The organism is Billgrantia desiderata (genome assembly GCF_900108215.1).
Lineage (GTDB): Bacteria > Pseudomonadota > Gammaproteobacteria > Pseudomonadales > Halomonadaceae > Halomonas > Halomonas desiderata.
Map to the genome: position 1 here is coordinate 113,899 of NZ_FNVC01000003.1, position 15,078 is coordinate 128,976.

Annotated in this window: 18 protein-coding genes and 1 tRNA gene; 14 read left to right on the top strand and 5 right to left on the bottom strand. The window is 65.3% G+C overall.

Annotated elements, in window-relative coordinates:
* Positions 1–22: 22 nt before the first annotated feature.
* The 4 genes from C4S71_RS04475 to C4S71_RS04490 are packed head-to-tail and all read left to right on the top strand — an operon-like array spanning position 23 to position 3,744.
* A complete protein-coding gene (locus C4S71_RS04475) occupies positions 23–1,144 on the top strand; it encodes a C4-dicarboxylate TRAP transporter substrate-binding protein (protein ID WP_103968335.1) in 1,122 nt (373 codons plus the stop codon).
* Positions 1,145–1,193: 49 nt separating this feature from the next.
* Positions 1,194–1,775 carry a TRAP transporter small permease subunit gene (locus C4S71_RS04480; RefSeq protein ID WP_086509476.1) on the top strand — a complete coding sequence of 194 codons (582 nt, stop codon included), beginning with the start codon at positions 1,194–1,196 and terminating at the stop codon, positions 1,773–1,775.
* Positions 1,772–3,112, top strand: coding sequence for a TRAP transporter large permease (locus tag C4S71_RS04485; protein WP_103968336.1), 1,341 nt, complete (start codon positions 1,772–1,774; stop codon positions 3,110–3,112). The genes C4S71_RS04480 and C4S71_RS04485 overlap by 4 nt, the downstream gene beginning before the upstream one ends.
* Positions 3,113–3,144: 32 nt before the next feature.
* Positions 3,145–3,744 (top strand): malonic semialdehyde reductase, encoded by a 600-nt coding sequence (locus tag C4S71_RS04490; protein WP_103968337.1) that lies wholly within the window; start codon positions 3,145–3,147, stop codon positions 3,742–3,744.
* 57 nt (positions 3,745–3,801) lie between these two features.
* Here C4S71_RS04490 and C4S71_RS04495 read toward each other — a convergent pair whose 3' ends face one another.
* Complete coding sequence (locus C4S71_RS04495) at positions 3,802–4,059, bottom strand: hypothetical protein (RefSeq protein WP_103968338.1); 258 nt, start codon at positions 4,057–4,059, stop codon at positions 3,802–3,804.
* A 186-nt stretch (positions 4,060–4,245) separates the two neighbouring features.
* On the opposite strand from C4S71_RS04495, the gene C4S71_RS04500 reads away from it, so the two are divergent.
* Positions 4,246–4,989 carry a Crp/Fnr family transcriptional regulator gene (locus C4S71_RS04500; protein ID WP_103968339.1) on the top strand — a complete coding sequence of 248 codons (744 nt, stop codon included), beginning with the start codon at positions 4,246–4,248 and terminating at the stop codon, positions 4,987–4,989.
* A gap of 31 nt (positions 4,990–5,020) precedes the next feature.
* Here C4S71_RS04500 and C4S71_RS04505 read toward each other — a convergent pair.
* Positions 5,021–5,097: transfer RNA gene (locus tag C4S71_RS04505), tRNA-Arg, on the bottom strand.
* Positions 5,098–5,216: 119 nt separating this feature from the next.
* Here C4S71_RS04505 and C4S71_RS04510 point away from each other — a divergent pair.
* The 3 genes from C4S71_RS04510 to C4S71_RS04520 are packed head-to-tail and all read left to right on the top strand — an operon-like array spanning position 5,217 to position 8,570.
* A complete protein-coding gene (locus tag C4S71_RS04510; protein WP_103968340.1) occupies positions 5,217–6,725 on the top strand; it encodes an amidase in 1,509 nt (502 codons plus the stop codon).
* Positions 6,726–6,759: 34 nt separating this feature from the next.
* Positions 6,760–7,566 carry a methyltransferase domain-containing protein gene (locus C4S71_RS04515; RefSeq protein WP_103968341.1) on the top strand — a complete coding sequence of 269 codons (807 nt, stop codon included), beginning with the start codon at positions 6,760–6,762 and terminating at the stop codon, positions 7,564–7,566.
* Positions 7,563–8,570 carry a methyltransferase gene (locus C4S71_RS04520; RefSeq protein ID WP_103968342.1) on the top strand — a complete coding sequence of 336 codons (1,008 nt, stop codon included), beginning with the start codon at positions 7,563–7,565 and terminating at the stop codon, positions 8,568–8,570. Before C4S71_RS04515 ends, C4S71_RS04520 begins: the two co-directional genes overlap by 4 nt.
* Positions 8,571–8,579: 9 nt before the next feature.
* On the opposite strand, the gene C4S71_RS04525 is transcribed toward C4S71_RS04520, so the two are convergent.
* The 3 genes from C4S71_RS04525 to greB are packed head-to-tail and all read right to left on the bottom strand — an operon-like array spanning position 8,580 to position 9,617.
* Positions 8,580–8,834 (bottom strand): DUF2442 domain-containing protein, encoded by a 255-nt coding sequence (locus C4S71_RS04525; protein ID WP_086511928.1) that lies wholly within the window; start codon positions 8,832–8,834, stop codon positions 8,580–8,582.
* Positions 8,803–9,060: a DUF4160 domain-containing protein gene (locus tag C4S71_RS04530; protein WP_086511927.1), complete on the bottom strand. Its 258-nt coding sequence runs from the start codon at positions 9,058–9,060 to the stop codon at positions 8,803–8,805. Before C4S71_RS04530 ends, C4S71_RS04525 begins: the two co-directional genes overlap by 32 nt.
* Positions 9,061–9,077: 17 nt before the next feature.
* On the bottom strand, positions 9,078–9,617 hold the full coding sequence (gene greB / locus C4S71_RS04535; protein ID WP_086511926.1) for a transcription elongation factor GreB: 540 nt from the start codon (positions 9,615–9,617) through the stop codon (positions 9,078–9,080).
* 165 nt (positions 9,618–9,782) lie between these two features.
* Here greB and C4S71_RS04540 point away from each other — a divergent pair, with 165 nt between their 5' ends.
* The 6 genes from C4S71_RS04540 (at position 9,783) to cysN (ending at position 14,964) form a co-directional block, all read left to right on the top strand.
* Entirely contained in the window at positions 9,783–10,418 is a 636-nt protein-coding gene (locus C4S71_RS04540) for a tetratricopeptide repeat protein (protein WP_103968343.1), read from the top strand.
* Between the two features lie 188 nt (positions 10,419–10,606).
* Entirely contained in the window at positions 10,607–11,251 is a 645-nt protein-coding gene (locus tag C4S71_RS04545) for an NUDIX domain-containing protein (protein ID WP_086511924.1), read from the top strand.
* A 1-nt stretch (position 11,252) separates the two neighbouring features.
* Positions 11,253–11,702 carry a DUF1249 domain-containing protein gene (locus C4S71_RS04550; RefSeq protein ID WP_086511923.1) on the top strand — a complete coding sequence of 150 codons (450 nt, stop codon included), beginning with the start codon at positions 11,253–11,255 and terminating at the stop codon, positions 11,700–11,702.
* Positions 11,699–12,436, top strand: coding sequence for a phosphodiesterase (locus C4S71_RS04555; protein WP_103968344.1), 738 nt, complete (start codon positions 11,699–11,701; stop codon positions 12,434–12,436). The genes C4S71_RS04550 and C4S71_RS04555 overlap by 4 nt, the downstream gene beginning before the upstream one ends.
* Positions 12,437–12,556: 120 nt before the next feature.
* Complete coding sequence (gene cysD, locus C4S71_RS04560) at positions 12,557–13,525, top strand: sulfate adenylyltransferase subunit CysD (protein WP_103968345.1); 969 nt, start codon at positions 12,557–12,559, stop codon at positions 13,523–13,525.
* Positions 13,525–14,964 carry a sulfate adenylyltransferase subunit CysN gene (gene cysN / locus C4S71_RS04565; RefSeq protein ID WP_103968346.1) on the top strand — a complete coding sequence of 480 codons (1,440 nt, stop codon included), beginning with the start codon at positions 13,525–13,527 and terminating at the stop codon, positions 14,962–14,964. Before cysD ends, cysN begins: the two co-directional genes overlap by 1 nt.
* Positions 14,965–15,078 lie beyond the last annotated feature (114 nt).

Consider the following 15,078-nt stretch of genomic DNA (forward strand, 5'->3'; position numbering starts at 1 on the left):
AACCCCAATACGAGACGCCAACATGACACATCCAAAGCACAACACCATCAAGTCATCGACTGTCTTCCCCCTCAAGACTCTCACTGCCGCGACGCTGGCTGCCGCGCTGCTTCCCGCCAGCGCGTCGGCGGTGGAGACCATCGATTTGACCGTGGGCTCGAGCCACCCGACCACCATCCCCTGGGTGGGCATGATTCCCCAGGTATTCATTCCCAAGGTCAACGAGATCCTGGCGGAAGAGGGCGAATACGAGGTGCGCTGGACGGAAGCCTATGCCGGCCAGCTCTATGGCACCAACGCCACCCTCACCTCGATCCAGGACGGCATCGCCGACATCGGCTGGGTGTTCAGCTACCTGGAGCCCTCGCGCATGCCGTTGGCTCAGATCAGCGCCTATACGCCCTTCACCACCAGCGACCCCGAGCTGATGCTCGACGTGATGAACGACCTGGTGCGCTCGGTACCGGAGTTTCGCGCCGAGTGGGAGGACCACGACCTGGTGTTCCTCGGCGCCACCGCCTCGGATACCTACGACATCTACACCAACTTCCCGGTGGAGAGCCTCGACGATCTGGAAGGGGCGCGCATCTCCGCCCCCGGCGTGCTCGGCGTATGGCTCGAGCCGGTGGGTGCCGTGCCCGTGGACGGCACCCTGGCGAGCTATTACACCGACATCCAGACCGGTGTCTCCCAGGGCGTGGTGGGGCTCGCCACCGGCAACCTGCCGGCGCGCATCTACGAGGTGGCGCCCTACGTCACCCAGGTGAACCTGGGCGTGGTGTTCTCGGGCGGGCTCGCCATCAACCAGTTCACCTGGGACGGCTTGCCCGAGCCGGTGCAGCAGGCGCTGATGGAGGCGGGCGAGGCCTACACCCGCGCCCACGGCCGCGACCTGGCCGAGCGCTACGAGAGCTCGCTGGAGCGCATGGTCGAGCTGGGCGCCGACCAGAGCACGCCGGTGCAAGTTCAGGCGCTCTCCGACGCGAAGCGTCAGCAGTGGATCGACGGCATGCCCGGCCTGGCCCAGCAGTGGGTCGAGCGCAACGAAGGGCGCGGGCTGCCGGCCCGCGAACTCCTCAGTACCTACATGGATGCCATGCGCGAACGCGGTCACGAGCCGGAACTGGCCTGGGACCGCAACTGATCGGCAATGCCCGGCCGGCGATGCCGACCGGGCCTGAGGAGTCGGGGCAATGACCTTTTCTTTCAAGACGCTGGTGCTGGGGCGCCGGCTCGGCGGCGGCCGCCACAACAGCCTGTTCGGCTACCTGGTGGACGGCCTCAACGCGGTCGGCTCACTGCTGATCTTCTCGATCATGGCGATGATCGTGGTGGACGTGCTGTCGCGCAATCTGCTCAACAAGCCCATTGCGGGGGTGGCGGAGCTGGTGGCGGCCTCCATCGTCATGATCGTGTTCCTGCAACTGCCCAGTACCCTGCGACACGGCCGCATGGCCCAGGCCGACATCTTCATTCAGGGTTTCACCGAGCGTCACCCGCGCCTCGGCCACGGCTTGCAGACCCTGTTCTACCTGGCCGGTGCCTACATGCTGATGGTGATCTACCAGGGCACGCTGCCGACCTTCCTGCGCGCCTGGGAACGCAACCAGTTCATGGGCGTGGAGGGGGTGTTCACCTTTCCCGTCTGGCCCATCCGCCTGGTGGTGATCGCCTGTGCGGCGATCACGCTGCTGCAGTATTTGCTGCTGGCGGCCCAGGCGCTGGTGTGGACGGTCAAGGGTGGAGCGCCGCACGCCGAGGAGGATCGCCCATGAGCGGTATCGAAATCGGCATCGTGGCGGTGGTCATGATGCTGGCGCTGATCTACTTCGGCATGCATATCAGCATCGCCCTGATGCTGGTCTCCTTCCTGGCCATCTCGACCCTGCGCAATCCGGAGCTGGCTACGCGCATGGTGGCCGCGGCGGCCAACGACTCGCTCAGCAGCTACCTCTACGGTGTGGTACCGCTGTTCGTGCTGATGGGGTTGCTGGTGGTGATATCGGGGGTAGGGCGGGACACCTTCGACGTCTTTCAGTGGCTGACCCGCCGGATCCGCGGCGGACTGGGGGTGGCCACCGTCGGCGCCAACGGCATCTTCGCCTCGATCACCGGTATCAGCGTGGCCTCGGCGGCGGTGTTCACCAAGGTGGCGGTGCCGGAGATGCGCCGGCATGGCTATACGCCCAAGTTTGCGGTGGGTGTGGTGGCGGGCAGCTCGGTGCTGGGCATGTTGATTCCCCCTTCGCTGCTGATGATCGTCTACGGTGTGCTGGCCGAGCAGTCGGTGGGTCGCATGTTCATCGCCGGCATCATACCGGGCATCCTGCTGGCGGCGACCTTCTGCATCACGATCCTGCTCCTCGCCTACCTGCGCCCCGGCTTCATGATGCAGGGAGCGGCCGGCATGGGCAACGTTTCAGCGCCGGCGCCCACCGCGGGCGAAGCGGAATCGGGCATGGCGCTGGCGCTCAAGCTGGTGCCCATCCTGGCGCTGATGGCGCTGGTACTGGGCGGCCTCTACAGCGGTTTCTTCACGCCGACCGAGGCGGGTGGCGTGGGCGCCTGCGGTGCGCTGCTGCTGGCGCTGCTCAAGCGTCGCCTGAGCCCGGCCAAGTTCTACCAGGTGCTGGGCGAGACCGGGCACGTGGCGGTATCGATCCTGTTCCTGATTCTCGCTGCCTCGCTCTACAGCCGCATGCTGGCGCTGACCGGGTTGCCGATGGCCATCGCCCAGTGGGTCACGGCCATGGAGTTGACCGCCTACCACTTCCTGTTTCTCTACCTGCTGGTGGTGATCCTGATGGGCTGCATCATCGACTCGGTGTCGATCATGCTGATCGTGTTGCCCATCGTGCTGCCCATCGCCCAGTTCTTCGGCATGGACCTGATCTGGTTCGGCGTCATCACCGTGGTGGCGGTGGAAATCGGCCTGATCACGCCGCCGTTCGGCATATCGGTCTACACGGTGAAGGCAGCGCTGAACGACCGCAGCGTGCCGGTCAAGGAGATCTTCAAGGGCGTGGTGCCGTTCTTCGTCGCGATGCTGGTGGTGCTGTTCATCCTCACGCTGTTCCCCGTGCTTTCCACCCATCTGGCCTACCGCTACTGAACCGTAAAGACCGACGACAAGGGAGAGAATTCATGACTTCAGGCGTCTTGAGCCAGCCGGTGCTGGACCAGCTGTTCCACGAGGCGAGAAGCCACGCCTACTGGCAGGACCGACCCGTGGACGACGCTACCCTGCGCGAACTCTACGACCTCGTGAAGATGGCGCCTACCAGCGTCAACTGCAATCCGCTGCGCATCCTGTTCCTGCGCACCCGGCAGGCCAAGGAGAAGTTGATGCCCGCGCTGAAGGAGGGCAACCGGCGCAAGGTGGAGGAGGCTCCGGTCACGGCCATTCTGGCCTACGACCGACGCTTCCACGACCACCTGCCGGCGCTCTTTCCCCATGTGGATGCCAGGGCCTGGTTCGTCGGCGACGAGCCCTACCGCGAGGAGACCGCCTTTCGCAACGCCAGCCTGCAGGGCGGCTACTTCATTCTCGCTGCCCGCGCGCTGGGGCTCGACGTGGGGCCGCTATCCGGCTTCGACAACGATATGGTCGACGGGCGGTTCTTCGCCGAGCGCTACCCCAACTACCGCAGCAACTTCCTGTGCAATCTGGGCTACGGCGACCCGGCCAAGCTGCATCCGCGCGGCCCGCGGCTCACCTTCGAGCAGGCCTGTCAGCTGCTGTAGCGCTGACTTGGGCGGGAACGAAAACGGCCACCCTGAAGGTGGCCGTTGCGTTCGAGTTCAAGCGCTGGGCCTGGGCTCGGTCGCTGCCAATACGGCCTTGAGGTGAGCGAGGTCTCGGGAGACGTCGACTTCGACGAACTCCGCGAGCAGCCGCTCCGCTTCACGCTGGGCCGCCTGTTCCACATAGTCGGCATAGGTAGTCACAACGGCATCACAGAAGCGGCAGTGAAGCACGTCCGTTGGCTTCGGGTTGCCGTTCCAGAAATTGCTGCCGTTGCATTCGGGACACGCGACCTTCCTTGAGCGTTGAAACATTCTGGCCTCCTGCCTGAAAGTTCACCGTTATTGGCCATCTCATCCTACCACGTATCGGATGACCGTCATGTTACCGCTCATGAGTGATGTGTAGCCGTACGCAGGTTTCTTGCCGAGTTGTTCGTTGCCATCGCTTTGAATGGCCTAGGGTGAGGGTAATGCCAAGACGATTACAGGAGTGACTACATGGCTCTCATGCCGCACCAACCCAACGACCTGATGATCCGCAAGCTGGATAGTATTTTTCCCCTCTCCGATGAAGAGAGGGGCGCGCTCCAGCAACTGCCGATACTGCTCAAAGGGATCAAGGCCGACCGGGAGATCGTCGGCATAGGCGAGCGTCCTGCTCAGAGCTGCCTGATTCTGGAAGGCTTTACCTGTGCGTACAAGCTGAGCCATCTGGGCAAACGCCAGATCATGGCTTTGCACGTTCCCGGCGACATGCCGGATCTGCAGAGTCTGCACCTGGCGGTCATGGATATGAGCATTGCTTCGATCAGCGCCTGTACGGTGGGGTTCATCCAGCACGAGGACTTGCGTCGTCTATGCGAACGATACCCACGTCTTACGGCCGCATTCTGGCGCGAGACGCTGGTTGACGCTTCGATCTATCGGGAGTGGCTGCTGAACGTCGGCCAGCGCAGTGCTTATACCCGCATGGCTCACCTGGTTTGCGAGATACTGATACGCCTGAAAGCGGTGGGACTGGTGGAAGAATGGTCTTTCCAGTGGCCAATCACTCAGGAGAAGCTGGCGGATGCGCTGGGCATCACTGCCGTGCACGTCAGCCGCACGCTGCAGGCACTGCGTGCCGACGGCCTGATTCGGATGGAGAAGACCCAGGTGAGCGTACCTGACTGGGAGAAGCTGAAGGAGGCCGGAGAATTCGACCCGCTCTACTTGCATCTGCAAGTACGGAAGGGGGCTTGAGCGGGCAGCACGGCATGAGCGACCGAAAGACTGGCGCCCCCATCAGGATTCGAACCTGAGACCTTCCCCTTAGGAGGGGGACGCTCTATCCAGCTGAGCTATGGGGGCAGCACGGCTGCGCATTATAAGGGCTTGAGTGAGCAAGTTAAACCGCCCGCTTGGGTGCGGTTGCCAAGAATGGTCCCGAGCCGCCATTATCGAGCGACATTGGGTGGCAGGGAAAGCGGATGGATATCGAAGAGTATCGGCGCCACGATGGCCTGGGTCTGGCGTCGCTGATTCGCAGCGGTGAAGTGAGCCGGGGCGAGGTGTTCGCTGCGGCCTGTGCGGCCATCGAGCGCGACAACCCGCATCTGCGAGCGCTGGTGCGAACACGCTTCGAACGCGCCAGGAGCGAGGCGGAAAGCGTCGATCCGGAAGCTCCCCTGGCGGGTGTGCCGACCCTGACCAAGGACCTGCTGATGGCGTTGGAAGGCGAGCCGCTGGCCTTCGGCAGCGCCGCCCTGGCCGAGTGGAAGGCGCCGGTGGAGTCGACGCTGGTCGCCCGCGTGCGGGAAGCCGGGCTGGCCATCCTGGGCCAGACCGCCACCCCCGAGCTGGGGTTGATGGGCATCACCGAGCCGCGCGCCTTTCCCCATCCCGTCAACCCGTGGAACGCGGAACATTCTCCCGGCGGCTCCAGCGGCGGGGCGGCGGCGGCGGTGGCCGGCGGGCTGGTACCGCTGGCCATGGCCGGCGACGGCGGCGGCTCGATCCGCATTCCCGCAGCCTACTGCGGGCTGTTCGGTCTCAAGCCCTCGCGCGGTCGCGTGCCCCAGGGGCCGCTGCATGGCGAGGTGTGGCGGGGCGCCGTGGTAGAGCACGCCGTGACCCGCTCGGTGCGCGACAGCGCCGCGCTGCTCGAAGCGATCAACGGCATGGACGAGGGCGGCCCCTACCCGGTACCCCGTGAGCGGGGTTTTCTCGCTGCGCTGGAGCGCCCCCCCGAGCCGCTGCGCATCGCCGTCTCGTTGGGCGAGCCGCTGAGCAAGCCGTTGGGCACCCGGCTCGATCCCGAGGTGCGCCTGGCGGTGGAAGGGGCGGCACGAACCCTGGAGGGGCTCGGCCATCACCTGGAGTGGGCCGATCCGCCCGTTGACGGCGAGCGCCTGGCCAACGCCTACCTGACGCTCTACCTGGGGCATGTTACCGCAGATCTGGCCTGGATCTCCCGCGAAACCGGCGTGCCGGTGTCACGCCTGGACATCGAACCCTCGACCCGGGCGATTGCCCGCCTGGGGCAGCACCTGCCGGTACGCGACTACGAACTGGCCAAGCGCGACTGGAACGCGGCGGCGCGGGCCATGGGGGCGTTCCACCGCCGCTTTGATCTGCTGCTGATGCCCGTCACGGCGGCACCGGCACCGCGCCTGGGCGAACTCTACCCGCCGGCGTGGCAGCAGCGTTTGATGACGCTGCTCGCCATTCCCGGCCTGCCCAGGCTGGCGCTCAAGGCGGGCATGCTCGGTCAGCTGGCGCGGGATGCGCTGTCACGCACGCCTTATACCCAACTGGCCAACCTCACCGGTCAGCCGGCCATGTCGCTGCCGCTGCACGTCACCCCACAGGGCCTGCCGGTCGGCGTCCAGGTGGTGGGCTCCATGGGCGACGAGCGTCGCCTGCTGGCGCTGGCGGCCCAGCTCGAGGCCGAGGTGCAGTGGCAGCGGCATCTGCCCAGGGTGGCGCAAGGCGGGTAGAATGCGCGCCACATGCCTTGCATCAGGTCAGGAAATGTCAGACTCCGCTCCTCTTTCGCCTGCCGGGGACCGTCATTTCGACGGCCTGGCCGACAAGTTCGCCGGCAGCCTCTACGGCGGCCCGCGCGGTGAGCTGCGCCTGGCCCTGCTCGACGAGCTGCTGCCGCGCATGCTGGAACTCGACGGCCAGCCGCTGCTGGACGTCGGCGGTGGCCTGGGCCAGCTTTCCGCCTGGTTCGCCCGGCGCGGTCACAGAGTGACCCTGCTGGAACCGGCCGGCGACATGCTCGCACAGGCTCGACAGGAGCTGGCTGGTCTGCCGGTGAGCTTCGTGCAGGCGCCGCTGCAGGCGCTGCCCGAACGTGCCGCCGGCCGCTGGCCGCTGATCGCCTGTCATGCCGTGCTGGAGTGGTTGAGCGACCCCAAGGCGGCCTTCGCCACCCTGGCGGAGAACCTGGCCCCCGGCGGCCAGCTGTCGCTGATGGTGTTCAACCGCGATGCGCTGCGCTTCTCCAACGTAGTGAAGGGCAATCTGCAGAAGGCGCTGGAGGACCGCCTCGAGGGTACCGGCAAGCGTCAGCGCCTGACGCCCATTTCGCCGCTGTGTCACGAGCAGATCGTCGCCTGGAGCCGCGAAAGCGGTCTGGCGATTCGTTCGGTGGCGGGCATTCGCGTTTTCCATGACTACCTGCGCCAGCCGCCCTCCAGCGAGGCCGACTGGCAGCGCCTGGTGGAACTGGAGCGCCGCTACTGCCAGGTCGACCCGCACTGGCGGCTGGGGCGCTACCTGCTCTACACGCTGGTCCACGAGACACGCTCGCCCGAGGAGACGCCCCGATGAGTGCGCAAACGCCGGTCTGCCAGCTGCTCGAGCGCCAGGATTGCGACTATCGCGGCTGGCTGTGGGTGGCTCCGCCGCGTGATGCGTGGCTCGAGCAGGGGCGGGGCAGTGCCGTCAGCGCCGATCATGGCGTGCTCGAGGCGTGGCGGGAACATGGTCGTGCGGCCTTCTCGCCGTTCGATGCCGGCTCCGTCGGCGAGCCCCCCGGGGCGGTGCTGTTCTGGCCCAAGGCCCATGCCCTGGGCGAGTGGTGGCTGCTGTGGCTGTGCGCCAACCTGCCGTCTGGCACGCGGCTGCAACTGGTGGGTGAGAACCAGGGGGGCATCAAGCGAGTGCTCAAGGTGCTGGCGGCACTGGGGCTGGGCTGTCGCAAGCTCGACAGTGCGCGGCGCTGCATCCTGTTCGAGACCCGCCTCGGCGATGTCGGCATCGACCCGGATGCGGCCTGGACCACCTTCGAGGCCGAGGGGTTGGTGCTGGCCACGCATCCTGGCGTGTTCGGCCACGGCAAGCTGGATGCAGGAACCAAGCTGCTGCTCGAACGCCTCGAGGCCGGGCTGCCGGGGCCCGACAGAGCACGCGACGTGCTCGACATGGGCTGCGGCGACGGCATCCTCGCCGCCTGGCTGGCCCGTCGCGGCCACGCCGTGACGGCGGTGGACGTCAACGCCTTCGCCGTGGAGGCCACCCGGCGCACCCTGGCGGCCAACGGCCTGGAAGGGCAGGCTGTGGCCAGCGACGTCTACTCGGCACTCGGCGATAGGCGCTTTGCCGCCATCGTCAGCAATCCGCCGTTCCACCAGGAGCGCAGTATCGACTACGGTCCCGCTGGGCGCCTGATTCGCGAGGCGCCGGGACACCTGCAGCCGGGCGGGGAACTGTGGCTCGTCGCCAACGCCTTCCTGCCCTATCCGGACCTGCTCGAGAGCGCCTTCGGCGGCTTCCAGATCGTTGCCGACGACCGGCGTTTTCGGGTTTATACGACGAAGCAGGCAATACGCTAAGAAGTGTCGTCAGGCGACACGCCCATGGTGCTGGGCCGTGTCGCCTCGACCGGCAATGAGCCCTTCCACGGAAATGTCTTCATCCAGATCGTCCCAGTGCAAGCCCTTTCCGGAATAGCTGATACGACACTGCTTGCGCTCTTCAGCACTGGCATGCAGGAGGCGGGGGAACCATGCCAATGGGATGCCGAGGGTCCGACCGTCGCTGAGTTCGACCCACATGGTGTGTTCGTCAAAGCTGACGGTCTTGGCAGAAATGCTCATTCCAGGCCCTCTCGATCTCGCTACGGTGTTCTTCAACTAACTGCATGAGCTGTGCAAGTTGCTTTCTATTGTAGCCACTGCTGTTGGCGATAGCGATTTGCGGCAGCACCCATATCTTGGCTTCACCGTCTCCGCTCTCGGCATGGATGTGCATGGGTTCCAGAGGATTTCCTTCATTCGAGTAAAAGAAGAAGCGAATTCCCTTGTAGCGGAAAACGACGGGCATCGTACCGTCTCCATGTTCTATAGCTGTGGGCTCCGATAGGCGATATCGGTGATGACGTAGACGCTATCGCCCGCCGGCGCCTTCACCGTGACCTCGTCGTCCAGCGCCTTGCCCAGCAGCGCCTTGGCCAGAGGAGCATCGACGCTTATCCAGCGCTTGGAGGTGTCGGTCTCGTCGTGGCCGACGATGCGGATCTGCATCTCTTCGCCCTCATCGTCCTCGAGGGTGACGAAGGCGCCGAAGTACACCTTGTCGGTAGCCGCCGGCAGGCGGTCCACCACCTGCAGCTCGTCGAGCCGCTTGGTCAGGTAGCGAATGCGCGCGATGACCCGGTTGAGCTCCTTCTTGTTGTAGGTGTAATCGGCGTTCTCGCTGCGGTCGCCCAGCGCTGCGGCTTCGCCCACCTTGGCCGAGAGCTCCGGCCGCTTGACCCGCGAGAGATGATCGAGAATGCCGCGCAGGCGCGCCGCTCCCTCGGCGGTGATCAGGTTGCTCCTGGGCTCCTGGCGCGGATCCTTGGCCGGATCGCGCCAGCGCGTCATGTTGCGGCCCTTCATGCACGGCTCCTTCGTATGGCGAGAAGGGCAACATACGCCATTCGTCGCTAACGCGACAGTATCTCGCCGTTTGGGCTGGCGTATCATTCAAACGTTCGTTACATTTTGGTTGACGGCTCCACGCCGGGATCCAACAACAATCCTTTTCGAGAAAGGAGTCTGGACATGTTTCGACGCCAGCTACTCGCCGCCGCCCTCGGCACGGCGCTTCTGATCGCCCCCTTCACCGTTGCCCAGGCCTGGGAGAGCGAAGTCGAGGCGCTCAAGCAGCGCTGGGAGCAGATCACCACACTGCGGGCGGAAGGGCAGCGCCGCCATTCGCTGAAATCGCTCTCCGACGAAGCCGAGCGGCTGGTTCAGGCCAATCCCGGCGAGGCGCAGCCGCTGATCTGGTACGGCATCATCGAGGCTTCGCACGCCCGTGAGCGCAGCGGCCTGGGTGCGCTGGGCAGTGCGCGCTCCGCCCGTGACGCCCTGGAGCGTGCCATCGAGATCGACCCTCAGGGCGGCAACGGCTCGGCCTACGTCACATTGGGTGCGCTGTACGACCGGGCTCCGGGTCGCCCCGTGGGTTTCGGCAACAGCGCGACCGCCGAGCGCATGTTCCAGCGCGCGCTGCAGATTCGCCCCGACGGCATCGACGTCAACTACTACTACGCCACCTTCCTCGAGGACGAAGGCCGACGCGACGAGGCGCGTGAGCACGCGCAGCGTGCCGTCGACGGCACCGCCCGCGAGGATCGTCAGGCCTCGGACGAGGCGCTGCGTGAGCAGGCCAGGGCGCTGCTCTCTCAGCTCTAACCTCAGCGCCAGGATCTCCCCCTTCTGAGGTCTCCGAGCGCCGAGGGCTTTTTGCTCGGCTCTATCGGCTCTGAGACTGCCAACCGCCATGCGCTTCGACTGCGGAGCGCATGGCGTCGGCATGCATAGGTTGGCATTCCCGGCTCCGCTCACGATAATGGTCGCCATTCGCAGACTCGGAGGCCTGCATGACCGACAATGACGATAGCGGCCGGGATGCCGCCCGCCTGCCCGCCTTCAGCGGTGCCGATGTCGAACTGATCGAACGTCGCTGCCTGCATCAGGGCTTCTTCCGGCTCGATGAACTGCACCTGCGTCATCGCCTGTTCGAGGGCGGCTGGAGCCGTGAGATGACGCGCGAAGTGCACGTGCGGCACGATGCCGTGGGCGTGCTGCTCTACGATGTCGAGCGCGACTGCGTGGCGCTGGTAGAGCAGATCCGCGCCGGTGCCCTGGACGATCCGGAATCGCCGTGGAAGCTCGAGATCGTCGCCGGTCTGGTCGAAGCGGGCGAGAGCGCAGCCGAAGTGGCACGCCGCGAGGCCATGGAGGAAGCCGGCTGTGCGGTCGACGAGCTGATCGAGCTGCACACCTACTATCCCAGCCCCGGTGCCTGCACGGAGCGGGTCACGCTGTTCTGTGGTCTGGTCGACTGCGAAGGGCTGGGCGGTGTGCACGGCCTGGACGAGGAACATGAAGACATCCGCGTCCACGTGTTACCGTTTACTCGGGCCTGGGAACTCTTGCAGGCCGGAAGACTCGACAATGCCATGTGCCTGATCGCCTTCTACTGGTTGGCGGCCGAACGGGCATCTCTACGAGCAAGGGGGTAGCGTGGCGAGAACCGCCTATGTCACCGATCTGAAAGGGCTGCAGGGCGAATGCAGCGCCAACTACCTGCGCCTGATCCGGCTGCTGGGTGACCTTGGTGCGGGCGAGACGCGCGAACTCGAGCTGACCGGCCAGCGTGGACGCTTCGGCACCCTGTGGCTGTCGGTGCTTGAGCGGGCACCCTATACCACCATCGCCCGGGTCAGCCAGAGCAGCTTGATGGATGGCGTCATCGAGCCGCCGCGCATGCGGGTGCATCTCTATCACGACGTGCGCATGGCCGAAGTCACCGACTTCCAGCGCGAGCGCCACTTCAACGGCCGCTATCGCTATCCCAACGTGCGCATGTTCCAGCCCGACGAGAAGCTGCAGCTCAACCGTTTTCTCGGCGAATGGCTGGCCCATGGGCTGGAGCACGGTCATCCCACCAACCTGACGGAACTGCCGGGATGATACGCCTGGTACAGCTCACCGACTGTCACTTGCATGCCGATCCCCACGCTCGCTCCCGTGCCGGCTTTCCGCTGCGCCAGCTCGAAGCCGTGGTGGAAGCGATTCGCACCGAGCGTCCGGATATCGTCATCGCCAGCGGCGACATCAGCCAGGACGAGACGTCGGCCTCCTACGAACATGCCCATCGCGTTCTTTCGACGCTGGAGTGTCCCTGGTTCTGGCTGGGTGGCAACCACGACCGCCAGGAGCTGATGAAGGACCTCAAGGCCATCCACGACGACATCGAGCTGGGCGATTGGCGGCTCGTGGTCGCCGATACCTGCGTCAAGGGACACGCTCATGGCGAGCTGGGGCAGGAGCGCATCGATCGACTGGTCGAGCGGCTGTCGGAGAGCGAGCGCCCCACGCTGCTGGTCATGCACCATCCGCCGCTTGCCGTCGGCTCGGCCTGGCTCGACGCGATCGGACTCAAGGACAGCGATGCCCTGTGGCAGGCGTTGATGCCGTTCCCGCAGGTCAAGGCCATTCTCTGCGGGCACGTGCACCAGGCCTTCGTCGGTCGCCAGCCGCTCGAGCAGGGCGTGGTGACGGTCTATGGCTGTCCTTCCACCACCGACCAGTTCCTGGCCGGCTCCGATGACTTCGCCATCGACGAGGCGTCTCGCCCGGGCTATCGGGTGTTCGATATCCGCGGCGACGAGTGGCTGACTTGGATCGAGCGCGTCGATATCTGAAGCTTCGATTCGTTTTTGATCTAAAAAGATAGGTAATCATTCTTTTACGTTATTATCGGCCCGGCGTTACCCTGTCCGCATGATTCTTACTGCCCATCGTCATGCGAGGTACCCGGGCCGATGACCAGTCTCAAAGCTCCCGAGCAACAGCCGGTATCCCAGGCGGCCGACAAGAGCGTCGTGTCGCCACGCCGGCTGACCCACCTGCAGCAACTGGAAGCCGAATCGATCCATATCATCCGCGAGGTGGCCGCCGAGTTCTGCAACCCGGTGATGCTCTACTCCATCGGCAAGGACTCCTCGGTGATGCTGCATCTGGCGCGCAAGGCCTTCTTCCCCGGGCCGCCGCCGTTCCCGCTGATGCACATCAACACCACCTGGAAGTTCCGCGAGATGATCGCCTTCCGCGACCGCATGGCCGGTGAGGTGGGCATGGAGCTGATCGAGCACATCAACGAAGAGGGGCGTGCCGCTGGCATCAACCCCTTCGATCACGGTTCCAGCGGCTACACCGACGTGATGAAGACCCAGGCGCTCAAGCAGGCGCTGGACAAGTACGGTTTCGATGCCGCCTTCGGCGGTGCCCGCCGCGACGAGGAAGCCAGCCGCGCCAAGGAGCGGGTGTTCTCGTTCCGCGACAAGTTCCACCGCTGGGACCCCAAGAGCCAGCGCCCGGAGCTGTGGAATCTCTACAACGCCCGGGTCAACAAGGGCGAGTCGATCCGCGCCTTCCCGCTCTCCAACTGGACCGAGCTGGACATCTGGCAGTACATCTACCTCGAGCAGATTCCCATCGTACCGCTCTACTACGCCGCGCCGCGCCCGGTGGTGGAGCGCGACGGCATGCTGGTGATGGTCGACGACGAGCGCCTGCCGCTGGCTCCCGGCGAGGTGCCGGAGGAGCGCTGGGTGCGCTTCCGCACCCTGGGCTGCTACCCGCTGACCGGCGCGGTGGAGTCCAGGGCCGACACCCTGCCCGAGATCATCCAGGAGATGCTGCTGACCCGCACCAGTGAGCGCAGCGGCCGGGCCATCGACCATGACCAGGCGGGCTCGATGGAGAAGAAGAAGCGCGAGGGGTACTTCTGATGGCACACCAATCGACACTGATCGCCGACAACATCGAGCAGTACCTGCACGAGCACGAGAACAAGGACCTGCTGCGCTTCATCACCTGCGGCAGCGTGGATGACGGCAAGTCGACCCTGATCGGCCGGCTGCTGCACGACTCCAAGATGATCTTCGACGATCACCTGGCGGCGCTGACCCGCGACTCCAAGAAGAGCGGCACCACCGGCGACGCCGTGGACCTGGCGCTGCTGGTCGACGGCCTGCAGTCGGAGCGCGAGCAGGGCATCACCATCGACGTGGCCTACCGCTTCTTCTCCACCGACAAGCGCAAGTTCATCATCGCCGACACCCCGGGGCACGAGCAGTACACCCGCAACATGGCCACCGGCGCCTCCACCGCCAACCTGGCGATCATTCTGATCGACGCTCGCTACGGGGTGCAGACCCAGACCCGGCGCCACAGCTTCATCGCCGACCTGCTGGGCATCAAGCACCTGGTCATCGCGGTGAACAAGATGGATCTGGTGGGCTTCTCCCAGGCGCGCTTCGACGAGATCGTTGCCGACTACCGGCGCTTCGCCGAGCAGCTCTCGGTCAAGGATCTGCGCTTCGTGCCGATGTCGGCGCTGGAGGGCGACAACGTGGTCAACCGCAGCGACCGTACGCCCTGGTACCAAGTCGCAGGCGAACAGGGCCCGGCGCTGCTGGAGCTGCTGGAAAGCGTCGAGGTCAGTCGCGACCGCAACCTCACCGATCTGCGTTTCCCGGTACAGTACGTCAACCGCCCCAACCTCGACTTCCGCGGCTATGCCGGTACTCTGGAAGCCGGTGTGCTGCGCCCGGGTCAAGCGATCAAGGCGCTGCCTTCGGGCAAGACCAGTCGGGTCGAGCGTGTGGTGACCTTCGATGGCGATCTGGAAGCGGCGTGGCCGGGTCAGGCGGTGACCGTCACCCTGGAGGACGAGATCGACATCTCCCGCGGCGACTGGATCGTGGCCGAGGACGCCGAGGTCACGCTGACCAACGCCTTCGATGCCGACATCGTCTGGATGCACGAGCAGCCGCTGACGCCGGGCCGGCAGTACGACATTCGTCTGGCCGGTCGCTCAGTGGCAGGGCGTGTGGAGACGATTCACCACCAGAGGGATGTCAACACTCTGGAGCGACATCCGGCCGACCGGCTCGAGCTCAATGCCATCGCTCGCTGCCGGGTCGAGCTGACCGCCGAGGTGCCGCTCGATACCTACGACCAGAGCCCGGGTACCGGCAGCTTCATCGTCATCGACCGCCTCTCCAACATTACCGTCGGCGCCGGCATGGTGCGAAATACTGCCGAGGCGGCGGGGGGCAGCGGTCATCAGGTGGATTGGGCCGCCTTCGAGCTCGAGCTCAATGCGCTGGTGCGCCGCCATTTCCCGCACTGGGAGGCGAAGGACGTACGCGACCTGCTAAAGTAGGTCAGTACAAGCGAAGCCTAGGCGGTTGATTCTGCGATAAGATCCTCCACACTATAGACAGGGTCCGGCGTAAGCCGGACCCTGTCGAGTTTCAGGGAGGAAACGATGGCGTAT

Coding starts and splice junctions, on each gene's coding strand:
- C4S71_RS04495 (WP_103968338.1), bottom strand. CDS start 4,059: ATGTTTCAACGCTCAAGGAAGGTCGCGTGTCCCGAATGCAACGGCAGC.
- C4S71_RS04475 (WP_103968335.1), top strand. CDS start 23: ATGACACATCCAAAGCACAACACCATCAAGTCATCGACTGTCTTCCCC.
- C4S71_RS04540 (WP_103968343.1), top strand. CDS start 9,783: ATGTTTCGACGCCAGCTACTCGCCGCCGCCCTCGGCACGGCGCTTCTG.
- cysD (WP_103968345.1), top strand. CDS start 12,557: ATGACCAGTCTCAAAGCTCCCGAGCAACAGCCGGTATCCCAGGCGGCC.
- C4S71_RS04480 (WP_086509476.1), top strand. CDS start 1,194: ATGACCTTTTCTTTCAAGACGCTGGTGCTGGGGCGCCGGCTCGGCGGC.
- greB (WP_086511926.1), bottom strand. CDS start 9,617: ATGAAGGGCCGCAACATGACGCGCTGGCGCGATCCGGCCAAGGATCCG.
- C4S71_RS04555 (WP_103968344.1), top strand. CDS start 11,699: ATGATACGCCTGGTACAGCTCACCGACTGTCACTTGCATGCCGATCCC.
- C4S71_RS04510 (WP_103968340.1), top strand. CDS start 5,217: ATGGATATCGAAGAGTATCGGCGCCACGATGGCCTGGGTCTGGCGTCG.
- C4S71_RS04520 (WP_103968342.1), top strand. CDS start 7,563: ATGAGTGCGCAAACGCCGGTCTGCCAGCTGCTCGAGCGCCAGGATTGC.
- C4S71_RS04545 (WP_086511924.1), top strand. CDS start 10,607: ATGACCGACAATGACGATAGCGGCCGGGATGCCGCCCGCCTGCCCGCC.
- C4S71_RS04525 (WP_086511928.1), bottom strand. CDS start 8,834: ATGAGCATTTCTGCCAAGACCGTCAGCTTTGACGAACACACCATGTGG.
- C4S71_RS04500 (WP_103968339.1), top strand. CDS start 4,246: ATGGCTCTCATGCCGCACCAACCCAACGACCTGATGATCCGCAAGCTG.
- cysN (WP_103968346.1), top strand. CDS start 13,525: ATGGCACACCAATCGACACTGATCGCCGACAACATCGAGCAGTACCTG.
- C4S71_RS04530 (WP_086511927.1), bottom strand. CDS start 9,060: ATGCCCGTCGTTTTCCGCTACAAGGGAATTCGCTTCTTCTTTTACTCG.
- C4S71_RS04490 (WP_103968337.1), top strand. CDS start 3,145: ATGACTTCAGGCGTCTTGAGCCAGCCGGTGCTGGACCAGCTGTTCCAC.
- C4S71_RS04485 (WP_103968336.1), top strand. CDS start 1,772: ATGAGCGGTATCGAAATCGGCATCGTGGCGGTGGTCATGATGCTGGCG.
- C4S71_RS04515 (WP_103968341.1), top strand. CDS start 6,760: ATGTCAGACTCCGCTCCTCTTTCGCCTGCCGGGGACCGTCATTTCGAC.